This is a genomic window from Streptomyces sp. YGL11-2 (assembly GCF_050054615.1).
Lineage (GTDB): Bacteria > Actinomycetota > Actinomycetes > Streptomycetales > Streptomycetaceae > Streptomyces.
Map to the genome: position 1 here is coordinate 1 of NZ_JBNHIN010000052.1, position 17,140 is coordinate 17,140.

Genomic DNA, 17,140 nt, shown 5'->3' on the forward strand with positions numbered 1-17,140 from the left:
CCTTCGCGGGGACCAAGGGCTTCGGCAACTTCACCGACGCGGCAGGGGTCGCCGCGGGTCTTGAGGCCCACGCCGGCAAGTTCGCCGGAGTCCTCTTCGCCATCGCCCTGCTCGACGCCTCGATCATCGGCGCCTTCGCTGTCTCCCTGTCCACCGCCTACGCCATCGGCGACGTCTTCGGCATCAAGCACTCCCTGCACCGCGGCATCAAGGGCGCCAAGGGCTTCTACGCCATCTACGCCGGAGTGGTGGCCGTGGCCGCCGTGATCGTGCTGATCCCCGGCTCTCCGCTCGGCCTGCTCACCCAGGGGGTGCAGACCCTGGCCGGTGTCCTGCTGCCGTCGGCATCCGTCTTCCTGCTGCTGCTGTGCAACGACAAGGCCGTCCTGGGCCCCTGGGTGAACGGCCCGAAGACCAACGCCTTCACCACGGCGGTGGTCGGCGTCCTGGTCACCCTCTCCATCATCCTGACCGCCTCCGTCCTCTTCCCCGACATCAGCTCCCAGACGATCATCGACATCATGGCCGCCTGCGGCGTCCTGGGTGTGCTGGCCGCCGGGTACTCCTTCACCCGCCGCCGCACCGCGACCAACGAAGACCCCGTCGACCGCACCGGCCGTGACGCCTGGCGGATGCCACCACTGGACACCCTCACCAAGCCCGCCATATCCACCACCCGCAAAATCGGCATGGGCGCCCTGCGCACCTACCTGCTCATCGCGATGATCCTGGTCGTCATCAAGATCGTCCAGGTCGCACTCGGGCAGTGAACGCCGTGCGCCCGTGGCGAGTTGACACCGCCACGGGAGGGCACCGCAAGCCCCGATTCCCGCTCGAACGGAGGTTCACCATGCTCGCAGCCCTCGACCACGTCCAGCTGGCCGCTCCGGCCGGCTCCGAGGACGTCCTGCGCGGCTTCTACGTCACCGCCCTGCAGATGACGGAGGTTCCCAAGCCTGCCGGGCTGGCCCACAAGGGCGGCTGCTGGTTCGCCGCCGACGGCGGCCGGATGCAGATCCACGTCGGGATCGAGCACGACTTCCGCCCACCCCGCAAGGCCCACCCGGCGGTGCGCGTCACCGACCTCGACCGACTCGCCACCCGCCTGGAACAGTACGGCGCGCCGGTCATGTGGAACGTCAGCCTGCCGAGCCACCGCCGCTTCCACACCCAGGACCCGGTCGGCAACCGCCTGGAATTCCTCCAGCCACTGCCCTGAGCCAACCCGCCCGCCTTCCCACGGCTCCGGGCCGGCGCCGCCGTCGCCCCCTGTCCGGCGGCCCTTCCCAGGCACGGGAGGCGTCCGATGGCCTACACCACATCAGCCCACGGAGGTGATCCGCATGCCCGCACTCACCCACCACCGCACCCGTTACGCCGACGCACCCGCCCGGCCCTTCGGCCGACTGCTCACCGGCTTCACCCGGATCGTTCGGCGGTTGACCTACAGCCCGCTCGACCAGACCGTGCTGCACGCGGCCTTCACCCGCACACCAGCACCCCCGCCGGCCGGCATCTCCGCCCCCGCACGGCCGCACGCCCACTGGCACACCGTGACCGGCGACGACGTCTGCCGCCACCTTGAGGCCAGCTGGCACACCGGCGCCTGATACCTCAACTCCAGCTGTTCAGAGCTGATTTGGAAGTGACCCCCCATGTTTGTCACGCTCGACGACATACGGCTCACCGCCCCCGCCGGATGCGGGGCGATGCTGCGCACCTTCTACGCCGATCTACTCGGCATGCGGGAAGTCACCGGGCCGCCGGTGCTCGCGGTCCGCGGCGGCTGCTGGCTCACCGGCGAACACGGCAGCGCCCAACTGCATCTCGGCATCGAGACCCCCGGACCCGGCACCCGCACCCACCCCGCACTCCGTGTGCGGGACATCGACGCCCTCGCCGACCGCCTCAGAAGCCACCGCGCGCCCGTCGTCTGGGACGGCAAACACCCCGGACAGCGCCGCTTCTACAGCCTGGACCCGGCCGGCAACCGCCTGGAATTCCTCACCCCCACCGACTGACCAGCCCTCTATGGGCCCGCGGACCGGACAGCGCCAGACGCCGGTCCGCGGGGCTCGGCCCCGTCGCCCTCAGCCCTGGTTTCCGCCGCCGTCACGAACCCTGCCCGGCCGACACCGCCCCGAAGGCCGTAGCCGCCAACCGACCATATGCACCCGGCTGATCAGCTCAGGACGTGTCCCATGAAACTTCCGTTTCGCCCCTTCTTCCGACGCCCCGAAACCCCCACACCCATCCCTCCCGCACCAACCCGCTGCACACTCCAGGCCGTGTGCGATCCCTCGAGAGAGCGCATGGTGAGAGCTCTGTGCCTCGTCGCGTTCGCCAACACCGATGTCCGCCCGAAGCTCCACCACACCCTTGAACCGGACGGCAATGCCCACCTCACCATCCACGTGACACTCACCTCGGACGGCCCGTCAACCGCTGCCCTGGAAAGGCTGGTCGTCCAATTGACACGCATACCCCGGGTACGTCACCTGCGCTGGGCCATGCACACCGGGGAAACCGCTGACCCCAACCCACCGGCCTTCCTGCCCGGCAGAGACAGAGTCGGCACCTGCCGCTAGGAGGTGGTGGTCTCGTTCGGCGAGCGTCGGTGCCCCAGTCCCTGGCGGACGTCGGGGCGCAGAATGCGGTACCGAACCCACGACTTCATCGGCACCGCACTCCCCACGGTCTCCCGCAGCGCGAGACACCATCCGGCGACCTCCTCGTACCTGCCACCGCCGTTCTCGGCACCGCTGCCGTCTTCCGGCAGGCCGAACCACCCGCGGCGGGTGCAGCGCAGCAACACTCATCGGCTACCGCCGACTGATCAGTGAAACGACCTCTCCGAGGGCTCGTCCGCAGGTGAGTGGCGGGGAGCGTGTGGGGTGACGCTCCCCGCAGGCGCCTCGGCTGCGACGTGAACGACGGGAGTTCGATCCGTCAGCGCCGGCGCATGACCGCTGGTTCGTGGCGGCGCAGCAGCAGGGTGACGACGAGGACACCGACCACGGCGAGGCCGGCCAACACGCCCACGTCCCGACCCCATTGGGCCGAAGTGTGTGTCCACAGTGAGTCCGTGAGGCGCGGGTGCTTGGCGACCGCCGGTGGGCCGATGTGGGAGAGGTTGATGGTGGCGGCCTGTGCCGCGACGGCCCAGCGGGAGGGGGCCAGCCAGGACATCTGGGCCAGGCCCGGCTGGTTGAACAGCGGGAAGACGGCGCCGGTGGACATCACCTGGACGAGCGTGGCCGCGACGAGCAGCGGCATGGTCTTCTCGGCGGTGCGGACGAAGCCGGAGACGATCAGGCCGAGCATCATCGAAGTGAAGGCCAGCAGCACCACGGTGAGCACCAGCTCGGACTCGGACGACTTCAGCAGGAGGCCGTTGGCCGGCATTCGGCGTCCGGCCAGGCCGATTGCAGCCACGACGAGGCCCTGCACGGCGGTGATGACGCCGAGCACGGTGACCTTGGAGACCACGTACGCCGACCGGGACAGTCCGGTGGCGCGTTCTCGCTGGTAGATGACACGTTCGGAGACCAGTTCGCGTACGGAGTTCGCGGTGCCGGTCAGGCAGGCCCCTATCGCGAGGACCAGCAGGACGCACTGCGCATCGACGTTGTAGTTCGGCGGGTAGCCGGTCAGGTGACCCCCGGCCTGGGTTGCCCGCAGGAAGCCGTACTGGGCGGGGACGGCCATGCTCAGCATGCCCATGATGATCGGCAGGGCCACCAGCAGCCAAACGTGCCCGCGATCGGCGGCGAGTACCGAGCAGTTCCGCCGTATCAGTGTCACCAACTGCGAGGCCCAACGCTGCGGATTGTGCGGCACGTGGGAGTCGCCGTCCTTCCCGGCCGGCGAGGCGAGGAGAGTCCGGCCCGCCGAGCCGTGCCGGTCTGCCCGCGCGGCGCGATACTCTCCCGGCCAGTCGCGGTCGGGCTGTTGGTGGAAGTCGGAGAAGACGTCCGCCCAGTCTCGGCGCCCGAAGAAGTCCAGTGCCTCCTGCGGCGGACCGAAGTACGCCGTCCGGCCGCCCGGCGCCAGCACCAGCAGCTGGTCGCACAGTTCCAGGTTGGCCACGCTGTGGGTGGACACCATGACGGTGCGCCCGTCATCGGCCAAGTCCCTAAGCATTTGCATGACTTGGCGGTCCAGGCCGGGGTCGAGTCCGGATGTCGGCTCGTCGAGGAAGAGCAGCGAGGGCTTGGTGAGGAGTTCGAGAGCGACGGATACACGTTTGCGTTGGCCACCGGAGAGCGCGGAGATGCGGGTCTCGGCGCGGTGGGTCAGGCCCAGCTCGTCGAGTACCTCGCCGACTCGGCGGTCCCGTTCGGCCTGGTCGGTCTCGCGCGGGAAGCGCAGCCTGGCGGCGTAGCGAAGGGCGGTGCGCACGGTCAGCTGGGTGTGCAGGATGTCGTCCTGCGGCACCAGGCTGATGCGATGGCGAAGTTCGGGGAAGTCCTCGTACAGGTCCCGGCCTTGGCAGAGCACCTCGCCCTCGTTGGCAGGCTGATACCCCGTCAACGCGCGCAGCAGCGTCGACTTCCCCGCCCCTGACGGCCCGATCACCGCGACCAGCGAGTTGGCTTCCAGGGTGAGGCTGACGTCCTCCAGCAGGGTCTTGGTCTTCCCCTTGTGCCTGACCCAGGTCGTCAGCCCGGTCGCGGTGAGGGAAACTTCGCCGGGTGCGTGGGTTTCCTCCGGACAGTCACGGGGATGGCCTGTCCCTGGCTCGTCTGTGACCTGCCCCTCGGGCCTCGTCAGTTGGCAGCCGTTGACGTCGGTCATGTGTTTCTTCCTGGTTGGCTTGGAGCAGCTGCGTGCCGCGGGGTGGGACCTGGGCTTCCTGGTTACCCGGTCATGTGTATGTCCTTGCCGCTCAGCGACGCCCGCAGCCCGTCCGACGTGGCCCGCACGCCGCTCAGTCTGATGCCGGTGGGCAGACCGGAGAGCGGCCACTGCGGGGCGGCTGCCTGGCCGATCAGTTGCTGCGCGCCGTCGGGCAGCGTGATCCCCAGGGTGTTGCCCCTCCCGAGCGTGATGTTGGCCAAGGTGCTGATCTGCTGGCTGCCGAGCAGCGGGATCTGGATGCTGCCGGCCAGCTTGACCTGGTTGTTTCCGCCATAGGAGACGTCGACGCCGGAGGCGATACCGGACAGCTGGTGCGAGACGGTCTTGGTGACGGCGGCGTACGAGACCAGGGCGGTGCCGGTGGCCGAGTCGGCGACGGCGCCGTTGAAGCTGCTGTTGATGCGCACGTGGTGGAGTTCGGCGGTGAAGCGGTCGATGCTCAACGGGTCGGAGCCGTCCGTGCCCGGGTCGCCGGTGGGTGCTTTGAGGTTGTTCGCGCTGACCGTGACCTCGTCCAGGTCACCGCTGAGCGCCTGGGTGAGGAACGGGAAGTGTTTGATGGAGACGCTCGGCTTGGCCGCGAGTCCCAGCGCACTCTGGATCTCGTTCGCCACCCTTGACTGGGCATACGTCACTGCGACTTGGTCGGTGGCCACGAAGAGTCCCCCGAGTGCCACGACCAATATCAGCACTATTCGTATCCTTCGCCCGCGCATGCGCTCTCTCTCCCGGATTACGTGACGGCCCGATACAGCGAAATTTCGCGAACCCCCCACCTGCGCCCCGAGTTCCCCCAGCTGCGCCCAGGGGTGGGAGATTACCTCGTTCGGATGAGAGGTCCGTGACGGGCAGGCAAAGGTACTTTTGATGTGGGATGAGACGCAGCGTCAGCGTCGAAGGTTGCCCATCAGTTGCCCCAGGACTCCTAACGAAATGATCTCCAAGGCGGTTGGATCACTCCGAGACTGATGATCCGGGTTGCCTGGGGGCTCGGGCGAAGCCATGGGACGTAGACGCCGAGCTGAGGGCGGCGCACGCTGCGCCGAGGAGAAGGACCGCACCACCGCCGTGGCCGATTCGTCATCGAGCCAGGCGTGCCGCCGCTGCGGTTCCTGCCGCCCGGCCAGGTCGCGGTGCCGTTCGACGTCGCCGAGCCGCATCTCGGCTTCGCCACCATCGACCTGGTCGAGCAGATTCTCGTCTCGCACCACTTCACCCACGATGGCGACGACGGTCGCTACCGCCGCGGCAACTCCCGGCACCGGTACGCCTGGCCGGCAGAGCTCGACCCTATGGCACGGACCGCTGGGCTCGAACGGGAACGTCGCGTGGCGGACTGGGGCGGGGCGCCGTTCACCCAGGACTCCGCGAAGCGCATCTCCGTGTGGCACAAGCCGACCTGAGGTCAGCCACCGGGCCGTCAACGCAAACGCGCCTGCCCTGAAACTCCTCTCGGGAGTTCACGTATCGCCCGCAGATGAGTGAGCATCCGAGGGTGAGGAAGGCATCGTGGACGTCGTCGCGGATCTCCCATGGATCACAGGCGTCGGTACCAGTGCCGGCAGGCGAACGTGCCCTCCACGACCCAGCGTTGGGTGTCCAGGCAGAAGCCGTGCCCGGTGCTCCGACGGGCGATCAGCTGATTCACGCCGAGATCCCGGAGCGGGCGGGGGCCGCGTCGTCCCGCCGGAGACAGCAGACTTCCCTGTGGTGGGCTACCGGGCCAGGACCCTGGCCGCTGGCCGGACCTCCCCGAGAAGTCCAGCCAGCGGCCAAGCGTTACACATGCGGGTCGAGCGGCCTCCCGCAGCCTGACCCTATGAGGTCGTAAGGGTCTCGGTTCGGACTGTGTAGCGGAGACCGGGCCGCGGCGTCATTCCCTGCTGTTCCCTACCCTCCTTGCCTTCTCCACCCTCCGAACATCCGCACTTGTGTGCGTCGCTCCCCTTGTCTCCGTTGCCTTCCCTGCCCTCCGAGCCTCTGCCCTCCGAGCCTCCGCCCTTGTCTTCGTCGCCGCTCTTGCTTTCCTTGATGTCGGCGCTGTTGTCGCAGCCCATCGACGAGCCCATCTTGGTGCTCTGCGCACCCGGGGAGCCTTCGCCGCCGATCGCGTTGCCCGCCAGGCCGTTGAGGATCCCCACCTCACCGAGGACGTCGGCGTTGGTGTCGTGCGACCTGCACTGGCTTCCCTGCTTGATGTCGATGTCGGTGCCGCCCTTCTCGCCGTGGGCGTAGGCGGTGCCGGCGCCGAGGAAGCCGAAGCTGCCGAGGGCGACGGCCATGACGGTGGCTTTCTGAAGCTTGCGCATTTCTTCTCCGGTGGTCACACGGATGTAATCCGTGATATAGCGACTTCGTACAGTCACAAGAGGTTAATGCGAGATATGTCGCAGGTGTTCGGCGGCGCGCCGGATTCAGGGATGTCGCGAACGGGTGGCTCTACCGCGACAGGCGTAGGCCCTCCGCCCCAACGGCCCAACCTGGAGTTGGCGAAACCGCTGGCATGTGAGACGACCTCAAAGTGGTTGCACCCTTGATAGTTGAATGTCGCACTGCCCTCAACGAAGCCTCGTGCGCCTGCAAGCCTTGAAGCCTCCGATTCGTCAGGGGCTTTTTGCATGCTCGATCTGTAGGTGTACGCGTGCGTCTCGTCGAGATCCTGCCGGAGGGCCTGGTCTTCGCTCGCGGAGCCGCGCACCCCAAGCGCGCCAGGTGGGGACGACCGATTCGCGCTCGCTGAGCCAAGCCGCCCCATTTTTTTGCGCCAGCGCCTCTCCCTCAAGCCACAGCCCGGATCCTCGTCGGGGTCGCACTCCTCGAATGGGTCGAACTGCCTCCCCTCGCGTAATTTCAGCGACATTCACCAACCTCACGGCCTGGACTCCCGCTTCCGGGGCTGCGGTTGCGTCTCCATCTCGCTGCGCTCCCCCGTCGCAGCGAAGCTCTCGTGCGTTTTGGGAGCAGATGTCGGAGATGTTCGCCAGCTCGGGGCTGATGCGGCCGCGCGGTCCATCCATCGGCCGCGCCGCAGGTTCCGGGACGGGGCGCCGAGCGGCGTGGACCGGACGCCTCACACAGTCGCTTCAGCGGCGTATCCGCCTGATCCCGTGTATCCCCTGCGATGCCTCTGAGTATCGTGGCGCGACAGGCGTAGTAGAGGCGCTGCCCAGCTTCGGAAACCTCGAACTTTCCCTTTGCGTAAGGTTCGTACTCCGTGTGAAGGTGAGCGATCAAGGCGCATTTTCTTCCGTGGCCTTTGACTCCGTCTGATCGGCGAGGGTCTATGAAAACCTTCCCGCCTCTCCTCGCCCTACCTTTAGCCTTCGGCGACTCGCGCACTCGACGCTGATGCCATCGCTGTCGATGGCGACAGTGTCGGACTGCATGAACACGCCTTGGTTGAGTCCGGCAAGCGCGCCAAGAAGTGAGAATTCCAAATACCCCGGATGAAAAGTCCCGAAGATTGTGGCGAGGATCGCCTTCGGTTACTCAAGAGCCATGTACTCGGCTGACGGCTGAGCCATCTCGGGACACTCCGCCGTGTAGCGATCTCCGTGCACGGCCAGCATCGCCCAGTGCCACGCCTCGTCATGGAAGACAAGTCCGCGATGCGGCACATCGCTTGGCTCATAGGGGTAACGGCCCAAGGCTGCCGCCCAAGCCTCCGGCTGTGTCAGGCCGCCGTGTCGGCGCATGACCCATGCGTGGCGACGTCGCTCGGCCTGCAGATACTCGTAGTACTCCGCCTCACTACACGTCATGCGGCGACTCTAGGCGTTGCCCATCCGCACTCTCAGGGGAGAGAGCCGCGAGTTGTGCAGCGGTGGAGCACGCTTGGTTCATGTCCGCCGTGCGCTCCGACAGCCACCGGCGGCCGCCCCACGGACTGCTGGAGAACGTCGAGGTGCGCCCGCGTGGCTGAGCACCCGGTGCGGCGAGTGAAGGAGAACGGCCGCTGTGGGTAGGCGAATTGGCAGGCGCGAGGCGGAGCTGATGGTCATGCCGCGGGGGACGGGCGGCCAGTACCACTGGTCCTCCCCGCTCGCGCGGCGCGTCGACTGGTGTGAGGGGTGTGGGGCGCGCCGAGCCGCGCATCCGCACGCCTGACAGCGCCGCATGGCTACCCAGCGTGTCCCATCGTCACCTGTCGTAGTGTGCCTGCTGGTTGCTTCTGCAGTGCACGGCTCGCGCCGGTTACGGAGGACTTCATTGGCGGGCAGGGGTGTCGGGGATCCCGTGGTCTTCGACCTTCCGGACATGCCGTTCGCGAGTGCGGGCGCGGCGCCCCGTTGTGATGCCGCCGGCCTGGTGCGCGAGGTGTGCGAATGGCGACGACTTCCTGTCGGCCCTGTGCACCAGCGAGATCGAGGGCCGACTGCTCACCGACCGAGAGGTGCAGGGGACGTGCAGCCTCCTGCTGGCCGCCGGTGCCGACACCGCTGAGAAAGCCCTCGCCCTCTTCCTCACCAACCTCGTCGACCACCCCGACGCGCAAACCGCCGTGGCGGACACCCCCGACCTGCTCGACGCGGCCTGGGCCGAGTCGCTGCGCCGGGACCCGCCCACCCACATCATCGTCCGCCAGGCCCATGAGGCCGTCGACCTACCCAGCGGCACCGTGCCCGCCGGCGCCACCGTCGCCTGCGTGTTGGCGTCCGCCAACCGCGACCCCGAACGCTTCCCCGACCCCGACCGGTTCGACATCCACCGCCCCGAGCGGATCGACAGGGAATTCGCCGCCTCCGCCGACCACTTGGGCTTCGGCGCGGGCCGGCACTTCTGCCTCGGTGCCCACCTGGCCCGCCTTCTCGGCCAGACCGTCTCGGTCCTCCTCCACCACCTGCCACGGCTGCGCTGGGCGGACGGCTTCACACCCACCCCCCACGGGCTCATCAGCAGGACCACGCCCCACCTGAAGGTCACCGCCCAGCTATGACCCGGCACACCACTTCTCCCCGCCAACCGCGGCACCGGAACGGGGAGCCGCAGGGCTACGAGCAGGGTGTTTTCGCACACCGCACCGTGACCGAACTCGACCGGCTCCTCACCCTTCAAGCCGACTGGGACACCACGACCCGGCACATCATCCAGCGCCTGCACCCCGAACCCGGCTGGGACTGCCTGGAGTTGGGCGCCGGCGCAGGATCCATCGCCCGCTGGCTGGCCACGACCTGCCCGCGCGGACGCACCACGGCCACCGACATCGACACCGGCCACCTCACCGGCGACCTCCCCGACAACCTGCACGTCCTGCGTCATGACGTCATCCATGACGACTTCGCCCCGAGCAGCTTCCACCTCATCCACGCCCGGGCGCTGTTCGTCCACCTCCCCAGCCGCCAGCAGGTCCTGACCAAGGCCGCGCGCTGGCTCAAACCCGGCGGCTGGCTCGTTGTGGAAGACCCCGACGTCTTCCCTGCCCAGTCCTCACTGCACCCGCTCTTCCGCAAGGTCGCGCTCGCCGGGGCCGATCTCCTGAGCAGCACCCTGGGAACCGACCTGCGCTGGCCGAGGACCCAGCCCACCCCTCTCCTCCAGGCCGGTCTCACCCAGCCCGGACTGCACATCAGCGTCGGAACCGTCGGTGACCACAGTCCCTCCCACCGGCTGTGGCAAGCCACCTTCGACCAGATCCGCCCCGCACTCCTCCAACGGGACCTGCTCACCCCCGACGAGGCGACAGAACTCGACGCCCTCGTCACCCAACCCACCTTCCGCGACGCCTGCCTGGCAACGGTCTCCGCGTGGGGACAACGCGGTGCCCACCTCTCGGCCACCGTCTGAGACGGCGGAGAGGCAGTCTGCTGGTCTCAGTTCACCGCCGTACGGCCGTCACCACGACTCCATGTCCTGGTATCGACCACCGACGCACCGTCAGAACGACGTTCGAGGCGCCCAGGACGGGTTGCGGTCCCTTCTGCCGTACTTCAGGAACTACTGCGTAGGACGCTATATCGTTTAACGTAGCAGCCGAGGTGAGTGAAGGAGGTGCCCGATGCCGCGTCAACGTGACCGCGTCGGATGGGCGGAACCGGCGCTGCTGATCCTGGCCAGCCTGGCCGATGGACCCAAGCACGGCTACGCGATCATCAAGGACGTCGAGGAACAGACATCCATCAAGTTGGGACCGGGCACGCTGTATGCCGCCATCTCGCGGCTGGAGGACGGCGGACTGGTCGCGGCGTTGGACGGGGACGAGCGTCGCCGGCCCTACCGCCTCACCGCAGAAGGGCAGACCGTGCTCGACGAAAGACTCCGGGCGATGGCCCGCTTCGCCCATGTCGGGCTGACCAAGTTGGGGGTGGCAGGCGCATGACGAACATGGCCGCCAGGCTGGCCTTGCGTGCGTATCCTCCCTCGTTCCGGGAGCGCTACGGTCCTGAACTCGAAGCGCTGGTCGAGGACACCGGCACCGGCCCATGCGTCGTCGCGGACCTTCTCATCGGCGCGCTCCGGGCATGGCTTCGCCCGGTGATGCCCAACGAGTCCGCGGAACGGCGCCGTCGCCGCATGCAGGCAAGCGTTGCCACCACCTGGGTCAGTTGGTGTGCCGCACTCTGTGTCCTGCCGCTGCTGCGCATTGTCCTGACCGATCAGCTGCGGCCGGATTCGGCGGACTGGGTGCGGCCTCTGTTGGACGTTGCGCAGTACGCCACCGACAGCAGTGGACTGGTCCCGCTGGTTGGCGCCCTTTCGCTCCTCGCGGAAACCGCCAGAACCGGCAACTGGACCGCGTGGCGCCCGTTGCTGGCTCCTTTCGCACTCGTACCCGTGTTACTCGGCGGGGTGTGGGCCCTGATGCTTCGCTATCTGGTCGACGGGCCCTGGCTCTTCACCTTGGGGTGGCTCGGTCCGGCAGCGTTCCTGACCGCCGCGGCGGTGGCGCCCGCCGTCGTCGTCACCCGGTGCCGACCTTCTGCCAAGCTCTTGCGACTACTCTCCTTGCTCGGTGTCGCGATGGCGTTCGCCGTGACCACGACAGGCATCGCCGGTGTCGCGACCGTCACGGCGTTGGTCATGGACGCCGGTGACGTGCCCGACGGGCCCGTGCCGTCCGTTCTCGCCGTCGTTACCGTCATCGCCGCTGTGGCAGCCCTGGTCAGTTCCGTTCGCGGAGCGATATCCGCGCTCCACAAGGAACATCCGGTGGATCTTGCCGGCGATGTCGAGTGACGCGGACGCGCCTGCTCGACTCGTGTGCAAGGCGTACGCACTGACGCACGGGATGGACGGGCCGAAGGAGACGGCGTCGGAAAAATGGTTGGTGCCGCGGCGTGGGGCTGGTCTAACGTTGACGACGTTGTGGACGGCGCTTTGAGGGTGCCGTCAGCTGTTGAGGAAACGGGAGGTGAGTACTGATGACTGTCACTGCGAGGGGCGCGGCCCGCGTCCAGAAGATCATCAATTTCACCTCTGTGGTCTCCGGCTGATTCGACTTCCCTTTCTCATCTCGCGCGTTGCGCGCGTGGCCGGGACCGCTCTTTCCTGAAGGGTCATCCCGTTGTTCGACCTGACTGTGTCTTCTGCGCATCCGCTGTCCGGCTACGGCTGGGATGACGGGTTCGCGGAGAGCTTCACCCCCTTTGCCGGGCAGGGGTTCGTGCCCGGCCGTATCGTCCGCGTGGACCGTGGTCGCGTGGACGCGGTGGTGCCCGACGGCGACGGCATCCGGACCGTCCTGGCGGATACCGCGCTGGTGGCGACCGGTGACCCGATGCGGGTGCCGTGCACCGGTGACTGGGCTGTCATCGACTTCGAGAACGGTCGTGTGGGCGACCATGTCGACGGTGTGGTGCGGGCGTTGCTGCCCCGCCGCACGGCATTCGTGCGGTCCACGTCGTCGAAGCGTTCCGAGGGCCAGGTGCTGGCCACCAACATCGACACCATCGTCATCTGTGTGTCCCTCGCGGAGCAGTTGGACCTCGGGCGGATCGAGCGGTTCCTCGCGCTGGCGATGTCCGGCTCGACGGGTGGGGGACCGGTGCAGGGGTCCGCACTCTCAGGGGGGAGCGGGGCGCAGCCGCTGGTCGTGCTGACCAAGGCGGACCTGGCGGGGGACCCGGCCGGGGTCGGCCATCTCGTCGCGGACACGGAGGGCGCCGCGCCCGGAGTGCAGGTGCTGGCGGTCAGCGCGGCGACCGGGGACGGGATCGACGTGCTGGGCGCGGTGCTCGCCGGCGGCACGTCCGTACTGCTGGGGCGTTCCGGAGCCGGGAAGTCCACGCTGGCCAATGCGCTGGTCGGCGCCTACGTACAGGATGTGCAGGCGATCCGCGACCGGGACGGCAAGGGGCGGCACACCACGACGACCCGGGATCTGCTGGTACTGCCCGGCGGCGGGGTGCTCATCGATACGCCGGGGCTGCGCGGCGTCGGGATGTGGGACGCGGAGGGCGGACTGGCCCGGACGTTCGCGGAGGTGGAGGAACTGGCGGAGCGGTGCCGGTTCCCCGACTGCGCGCACGGGACGGAGCCCGGCTGCGCGGTCCAGGAGGCCGTCGACAGCGGTGAGTTGACGGAACGTCGGATGGAGAGCTACCGCAAGCTCCAGCGCGAGAACCAGTGGATCGTCGCCAAGACGGACGCCCGGCTGCGCGCCGAGCGCCGACGCGAGTGGAAGCAGAGGCAGGCGCTGGGGCGACACATGACGGAGCGGAAGAGGGGGAAGGGGAGGTAAGTCCGCGGCGGGGCCCGGGGTCCGGGGCTCGGGGTCCGGGGCCCGCCTGTCCGGTCCCTTTCGTGCCGGGTTCCGACCGTGCCTGGTCCCGTCCGTGCCCGGTCCCGTCCGTTACTCGTCCCGTCCGTTCCTCGTCCGGTCCGTGCCCGGTCGCGTTCCGCGCCTCGTGCGGGTGCGAACCCCGTGTCCGATTTCCGCCAGTGGGGGCGCGGGCGGGCCGCGCTGGGCGCGGATCCGCTGCTCGGCCCGCTGGTCGCCGAGCGCCCGGGGCTGCGTGCGCCGGGCGCCGTCGACCCGGAGGAGCTGGCCGTACGGACGGTGCTGGCCGGCCCGCCGGAGCGCGCCGCGGAATTGGTCCGGGCGTACGGCACGCCGCTGTGCGGGGTGGACGGCGGTGCGGGGCTGCTGGGGGAGCGGGCCGATGAGGCGGACGGCGGGCCGACCCATCTCTTCTCCGCGGCCGCGGATCTGACCGGTCCGGGGGTGCCGGAGCCGGTGCGCGCACTGTGTGCCGCGCTCGCCGACGGCGCCCTCCGGCTGGACGCGGGAGCGGACCGCCAGGCCGCCGCACACGCGCTGGCCGAACTGCCCGGCGTGGGGCCGCGCGCCGCGGCGTACATCTGGATGCGAGGGATGGGCGATCCGGGCGTGGGCGCCGAGGGGCGGTGCGGGCGCCGGGGGCATGGCGGCCGTGGGGCGCGTACGCCCTGCACCATCTGTGGCGGGCGGGGCTGCTGCCCGAGGGGGGCATGGGCGGCGGCGCGCCGGCGAACGCGGCGGGAGAGGCGGCCTGAGGGGCGGCGGGGAGCGCGGTGGGAGGGCGAGCGCGGCGGAGCCCGGCTGCCCGGTGGGTGGTCAGCCGGCGATCAGTGCCCCCACCCAGGCACCCATGACCACCAGGCAGGCGAACAGCTCGACCAGCACACTCAACCCCACGGCGCGCATCGCCGTACGGGTGGAGGCGCGGGCGTCGCCGTGGCTGCCGAGCCGGAGGCGTTCGAGGGCGTACAGCCCGCCGACGGAGCCGAGCAGGACGCCGACGACCGGAATCAGGAAGAAGCCCGCGATTCCGGCCACGCCCGCGAGGAACAGCGTGCGGTACGGCGCGCCCGCGTCGCGCAGACTCCTGCTGGGGAGCAGCCAGGTGAGTACCTGGTTGAGGAGCAGCACGGCGGTGGCGGCCATCAGCACCGCCCACGCCAGCGAGGCCCGCGCGGTCGTCGCCCACCACAGCAGAGCGGCCCACACGATGAGCGGCCCCGGAATGCCCGGAACCAGCACCCCGAACACCCCGAGCAGCATGACGAGCCCGACGGCGACCAACTGCCACCCACTCATACGACGGCCCCGGGGACAGCGGGGGCGGGCGCGGGGCGGGCCGCGGGTCGTGCGGGCGCAGGGCCGGCGCCGCCGGCGGCCGTACGCGCCCGGAGCGGCGCACGCCCGGCGGCGGCTCGCGCGCTGCGCCCTCTCACGGCCTTTCCGACGGCCCACATGGCCCAAGCCTGCCGGACCGGGGCGGGACGCGCTTCCCGGCACACGGGGGACGGGGGACGGCACGCCGGGCGCGTGCCGGTACCGACGGCGCCACCGGGACGCTCACGGATTGTCCGATTCGCTTCAACCGACCTTGTGGGCAGGCGACTTGGGTGTTTCCTCACCGCCCGTGCGGATGTGGTGGGGCCGCCCCGCAGGTTGCCTGTTTCGCGCCCTGTCTCAAGGACGTACATCCATGGACAATGCGGTCCATGAACCGGCAGGGGGCAGGGCGCGGCAGGGCGGACGACTGGTGGTGGCGCGAGTTGTACGGCGACGGCACTGCGCAGGGAGCTGACGGCGGCGAGGGCGGCGGCACCGTGCGGGACGCGGGCCCGTCCGACGCCCCGGACACGCTGGACGAACGGGTCGCCTCGGCGCTGCGCGCACTCGCGGGGCGGGAACGGGCCCGGCCCCCGGCTGCCCCACGGCCGGACGTGCCCGATGCGCCGGGCGTACCGGACGTGCCGGGTGTGCCCGGCGTACAGGACGTGCCGGGTGTGCCGGATCCGCGCGTGGTACCGCCGCCTCCGGTCGGCGCGGCGCCCCCGTCGTCTCCGTCGCCCGAGTCACCGATGTCGTCCCCCGCAGCGCCAAAGCCCGCCGATCCGCGGCGTGTTGCCCCTCAGCGGCCCGACGTCCAACGGTCCGATGCCCAACGGCCTGATGCTGCGCGGCCCGCTGCACGGCGGTTCGACCCCAAGCCCTTCGAACCCCGGCCGTGGGAGCCGACTCCCTGGGAGCCGAAGCCGTGGGAGCCGCCCACGCGACGGGGGGCGTCCCAGTCCCAGCCGCCGCCCCCGCCGTCGCCGCCCATCCCGCTCCGGGCCACCGGTCCGGGGCCGCGCCCCTCGCCGCTCGCACCCATAGGCCGCCCCGGCGCCCCCGCCTCGGACGGCATCCCCGCCACCCCCCGGCCGCCGTCCCCGCCGAACCCACCGTCCCCGTGGAACCCGCCGTCCCCGCCGAACCCACCGTCCCCACCGGAACCCGCGCCCCCCGCCCGCTCCTCGGAGCCTCCGGCGCCCGCCCGCTCCGCCGGACCGCGGACACCCGCGCCCGCCTCCGAGCCGCCTCTCGTACTCCCCGCCGCCGACCCGGACGCCCTCGACGCACTGGTGCCCGACACCGTGCTGGACGGCGCCGGGTACGGTTCCGTCACGCTCCGGGCCGTCTCCCAGCGCGGTGCCGCCGCCCGCGAGCGCGGTGAGCCGCGCCGCGACGCGCTGCTGACCGCCCGTTTCGGCACCGGCCGGGACGCGCTGCTGCTGGTGGCCGTCGCCACCGGCCTCCCGGCCGCCGGCCAGGACGCCCATCGCGCCGCCCGCGACGCCTGCGCCTGGATCGTCGGCGCGGCGGGCCGCAACGCCACCCGGTTGGCGGAAGACATCCGGGCCGACCGGCGCGACGCCCTCACGTCGGGACTCCAGCGCCTCACCGACCGCACCTACGGGCAGTTGCGCGGCCGGGCGGCGGAACGGGGCGTGCCGCCCGAGGAGTACACGGCCGCCCTGCGCTGCCTCCTGGTGCCCGCCGACCCCGGCTGCCGTACGCGGGTGTTCTTCGGCGTGGGCGCCGGCGGCATCTTCCGGCTGCGCAACGGCGCGTGGCGGGACCTGGAGCCCGCGGCGGCGGAAGCCGGCACCCGCGCCGCGCCGGCCACCGCCCCGGGCCCTTCCGGCGTCCCCGACACCGGTCGCGCCTCCCACCCGCCGTACGAGCCCGGCACCGCGAGCCGCCCGGAGCCGTTCCTCTTCCGCGCCACGCTCGCCCGCGCCGGAGACACCCTCCTGCTGTGCACCTCCGGCCTGGCGGACCCCTGGCGCGGCGCCCCCGGCTTCGCCGCCCAACTCGCCGGCCGGTGGTCCGATCCCCGGCCACCCGGGCTGACGGACTTCCTGACCGCCACCCAGGCACCCCTCGCGGGCCACACGAAGGACCGCACGGCGGTGGGTGTGTGGGAGTCCTGGGACGACGTGGCGCGGCGGGGCGGCGTGGCGCCCCCGCCGACCGCCCGTCCCAGAGGCGAACCCCGCCGGCCCATGGGTTGATGGAAGCGCGACCCGC

17 protein-coding genes and 1 pseudogene are annotated in these 17,140 nt (G+C 70.3%); 12 read left to right on the forward strand and 6 right to left on the reverse strand.

Annotation, left to right across the window (positions count from 1 at the left end; translation table 11 throughout):
- From ACO1BR_RS35870 to ACO1BR_RS35890, 5 genes are all read left to right on the forward strand, one after another.
- Positions 1–770: divalent metal cation transporter (locus tag ACO1BR_RS35870; protein WP_426799298.1), on the forward strand; the 770-nt coding region annotated here is incomplete at its 5' end.
- Positions 771–850: 80 nt separating this feature from the next.
- Complete coding sequence (locus ACO1BR_RS35875; protein WP_426799299.1) at positions 851–1,219, forward strand: glyoxalase; 369 nt, start codon at positions 851–853, stop codon at positions 1,217–1,219.
- A 124-nt stretch (positions 1,220–1,343) separates the two neighbouring features.
- The gene (locus ACO1BR_RS35880) at positions 1,344–1,610 is read left to right on the forward strand and encodes a hypothetical protein (protein ID WP_426799300.1); all 267 of its coding nucleotides are present in this window, start codon (positions 1,344–1,346) and stop codon (positions 1,608–1,610) included.
- A gap of 45 nt (positions 1,611–1,655) precedes the next feature.
- Positions 1,656–2,021: a VOC family protein gene (locus tag ACO1BR_RS35885; RefSeq protein ID WP_426799301.1), complete on the forward strand. Its 366-nt coding sequence runs from the start codon at positions 1,656–1,658 to the stop codon at positions 2,019–2,021.
- 180 nt (positions 2,022–2,201) lie between these two features.
- On the forward strand, positions 2,202–2,588 hold the full coding sequence (locus ACO1BR_RS35890; protein WP_426799302.1) for a hypothetical protein: 387 nt from the start codon (positions 2,202–2,204) through the stop codon (positions 2,586–2,588).
- On the opposite strand, the gene ACO1BR_RS35895 is transcribed toward ACO1BR_RS35890, so the two are convergent.
- The 3 genes from ACO1BR_RS35895 to ACO1BR_RS35905 form a co-directional block, all read right to left on the reverse strand.
- Complete coding sequence (locus ACO1BR_RS35895; RefSeq protein ID WP_426799303.1) at positions 2,585–2,812, reverse strand: hypothetical protein; 228 nt, start codon at positions 2,810–2,812, stop codon at positions 2,585–2,587. The two genes, ACO1BR_RS35890 and ACO1BR_RS35895, sit on opposite strands and share 4 nt — an antisense overlap.
- Positions 2,813–2,949: 137 nt before the next feature.
- On the reverse strand, positions 2,950–4,797 hold the full coding sequence (locus ACO1BR_RS35900; RefSeq protein ID WP_426799304.1) for an ABC transporter ATP-binding protein/permease: 1,848 nt from the start codon (positions 4,795–4,797) through the stop codon (positions 2,950–2,952).
- A gap of 62 nt (positions 4,798–4,859) precedes the next feature.
- Positions 4,860–5,552 (reverse strand): DUF2993 domain-containing protein, encoded by a 693-nt coding sequence (locus ACO1BR_RS35905; RefSeq protein ID WP_426799305.1) that lies wholly within the window; start codon positions 5,550–5,552, stop codon positions 4,860–4,862.
- Positions 5,553–5,930: 378 nt separating this feature from the next.
- Between ACO1BR_RS35905 and ACO1BR_RS35910 the strand changes: the two are divergent.
- A pseudogene (locus tag ACO1BR_RS35910) lies at positions 5,931–6,263 on the forward strand (SAM-dependent methyltransferase); the annotation flags it as partial.
- 414 nt (positions 6,264–6,677) lie between these two features.
- Here ACO1BR_RS35910 and ACO1BR_RS35915 read toward each other — a convergent pair.
- Complete coding sequence (locus tag ACO1BR_RS35915) at positions 6,678–7,169, reverse strand: hypothetical protein (RefSeq protein WP_426799306.1); 492 nt, start codon at positions 7,167–7,169, stop codon at positions 6,678–6,680.
- Positions 7,170–9,130: 1,961 nt separating this feature from the next.
- Here ACO1BR_RS35915 and ACO1BR_RS35920 point away from each other — a divergent pair.
- The 5 genes from ACO1BR_RS35920 (at position 9,131) to rsgA (ending at position 13,537) form a co-directional block, all read left to right on the forward strand.
- The gene (locus tag ACO1BR_RS35920; RefSeq protein WP_426799307.1) at positions 9,131–9,796 is read left to right on the forward strand and encodes a cytochrome P450; all 666 of its coding nucleotides are present in this window, start codon (positions 9,131–9,133) and stop codon (positions 9,794–9,796) included.
- Positions 9,793–10,644, forward strand: a complete 852-nt coding sequence (locus ACO1BR_RS35925; RefSeq protein WP_426799308.1) for a class I SAM-dependent methyltransferase — start codon at positions 9,793–9,795, stop codon at positions 10,642–10,644. Before ACO1BR_RS35920 ends, ACO1BR_RS35925 begins: the two co-directional genes overlap by 4 nt.
- A gap of 211 nt (positions 10,645–10,855) precedes the next feature.
- Positions 10,856–11,176 carry a PadR family transcriptional regulator gene (locus ACO1BR_RS35930; protein WP_426799309.1) on the forward strand — a complete coding sequence of 107 codons (321 nt, stop codon included), beginning with the start codon at positions 10,856–10,858 and terminating at the stop codon, positions 11,174–11,176.
- Entirely contained in the window at positions 11,173–12,033 is an 861-nt protein-coding gene (locus ACO1BR_RS35935) for a hypothetical protein (RefSeq protein ID WP_426799310.1), read from the forward strand. Before ACO1BR_RS35930 ends, ACO1BR_RS35935 begins: the two co-directional genes overlap by 4 nt.
- 328 nt (positions 12,034–12,361) lie before the next feature.
- Complete coding sequence (rsgA, locus tag ACO1BR_RS35940) at positions 12,362–13,537, forward strand: ribosome small subunit-dependent GTPase A (protein WP_426799311.1); 1,176 nt, start codon at positions 12,362–12,364, stop codon at positions 13,535–13,537.
- A 111-nt stretch (positions 13,538–13,648) separates the two neighbouring features.
- On the opposite strand, the gene ACO1BR_RS35945 is transcribed toward rsgA, so the two are convergent.
- Both ACO1BR_RS35945 and ACO1BR_RS35950 read right to left on the reverse strand, forming a co-directional pair.
- Positions 13,649–14,221 (reverse strand): hypothetical protein, encoded by a 573-nt coding sequence (locus ACO1BR_RS35945; RefSeq protein WP_426799312.1) that lies wholly within the window; start codon positions 14,219–14,221, stop codon positions 13,649–13,651.
- Between the two features lie 171 nt (positions 14,222–14,392).
- Positions 14,393–14,875, reverse strand: coding sequence for a DUF456 domain-containing protein (locus tag ACO1BR_RS35950; protein WP_426799313.1), 483 nt, complete (start codon positions 14,873–14,875; stop codon positions 14,393–14,395).
- A 1,316-nt stretch (positions 14,876–16,191) separates the two neighbouring features.
- Here ACO1BR_RS35950 and ACO1BR_RS35955 point away from each other — a divergent pair.
- The gene (locus ACO1BR_RS35955; protein WP_426799314.1) at positions 16,192–17,124 is read left to right on the forward strand and encodes a protein phosphatase 2C domain-containing protein; all 933 of its coding nucleotides are present in this window, start codon (positions 16,192–16,194) and stop codon (positions 17,122–17,124) included.
- The last annotated feature ends 16 nt before the right edge of the window (positions 17,125–17,140 follow it).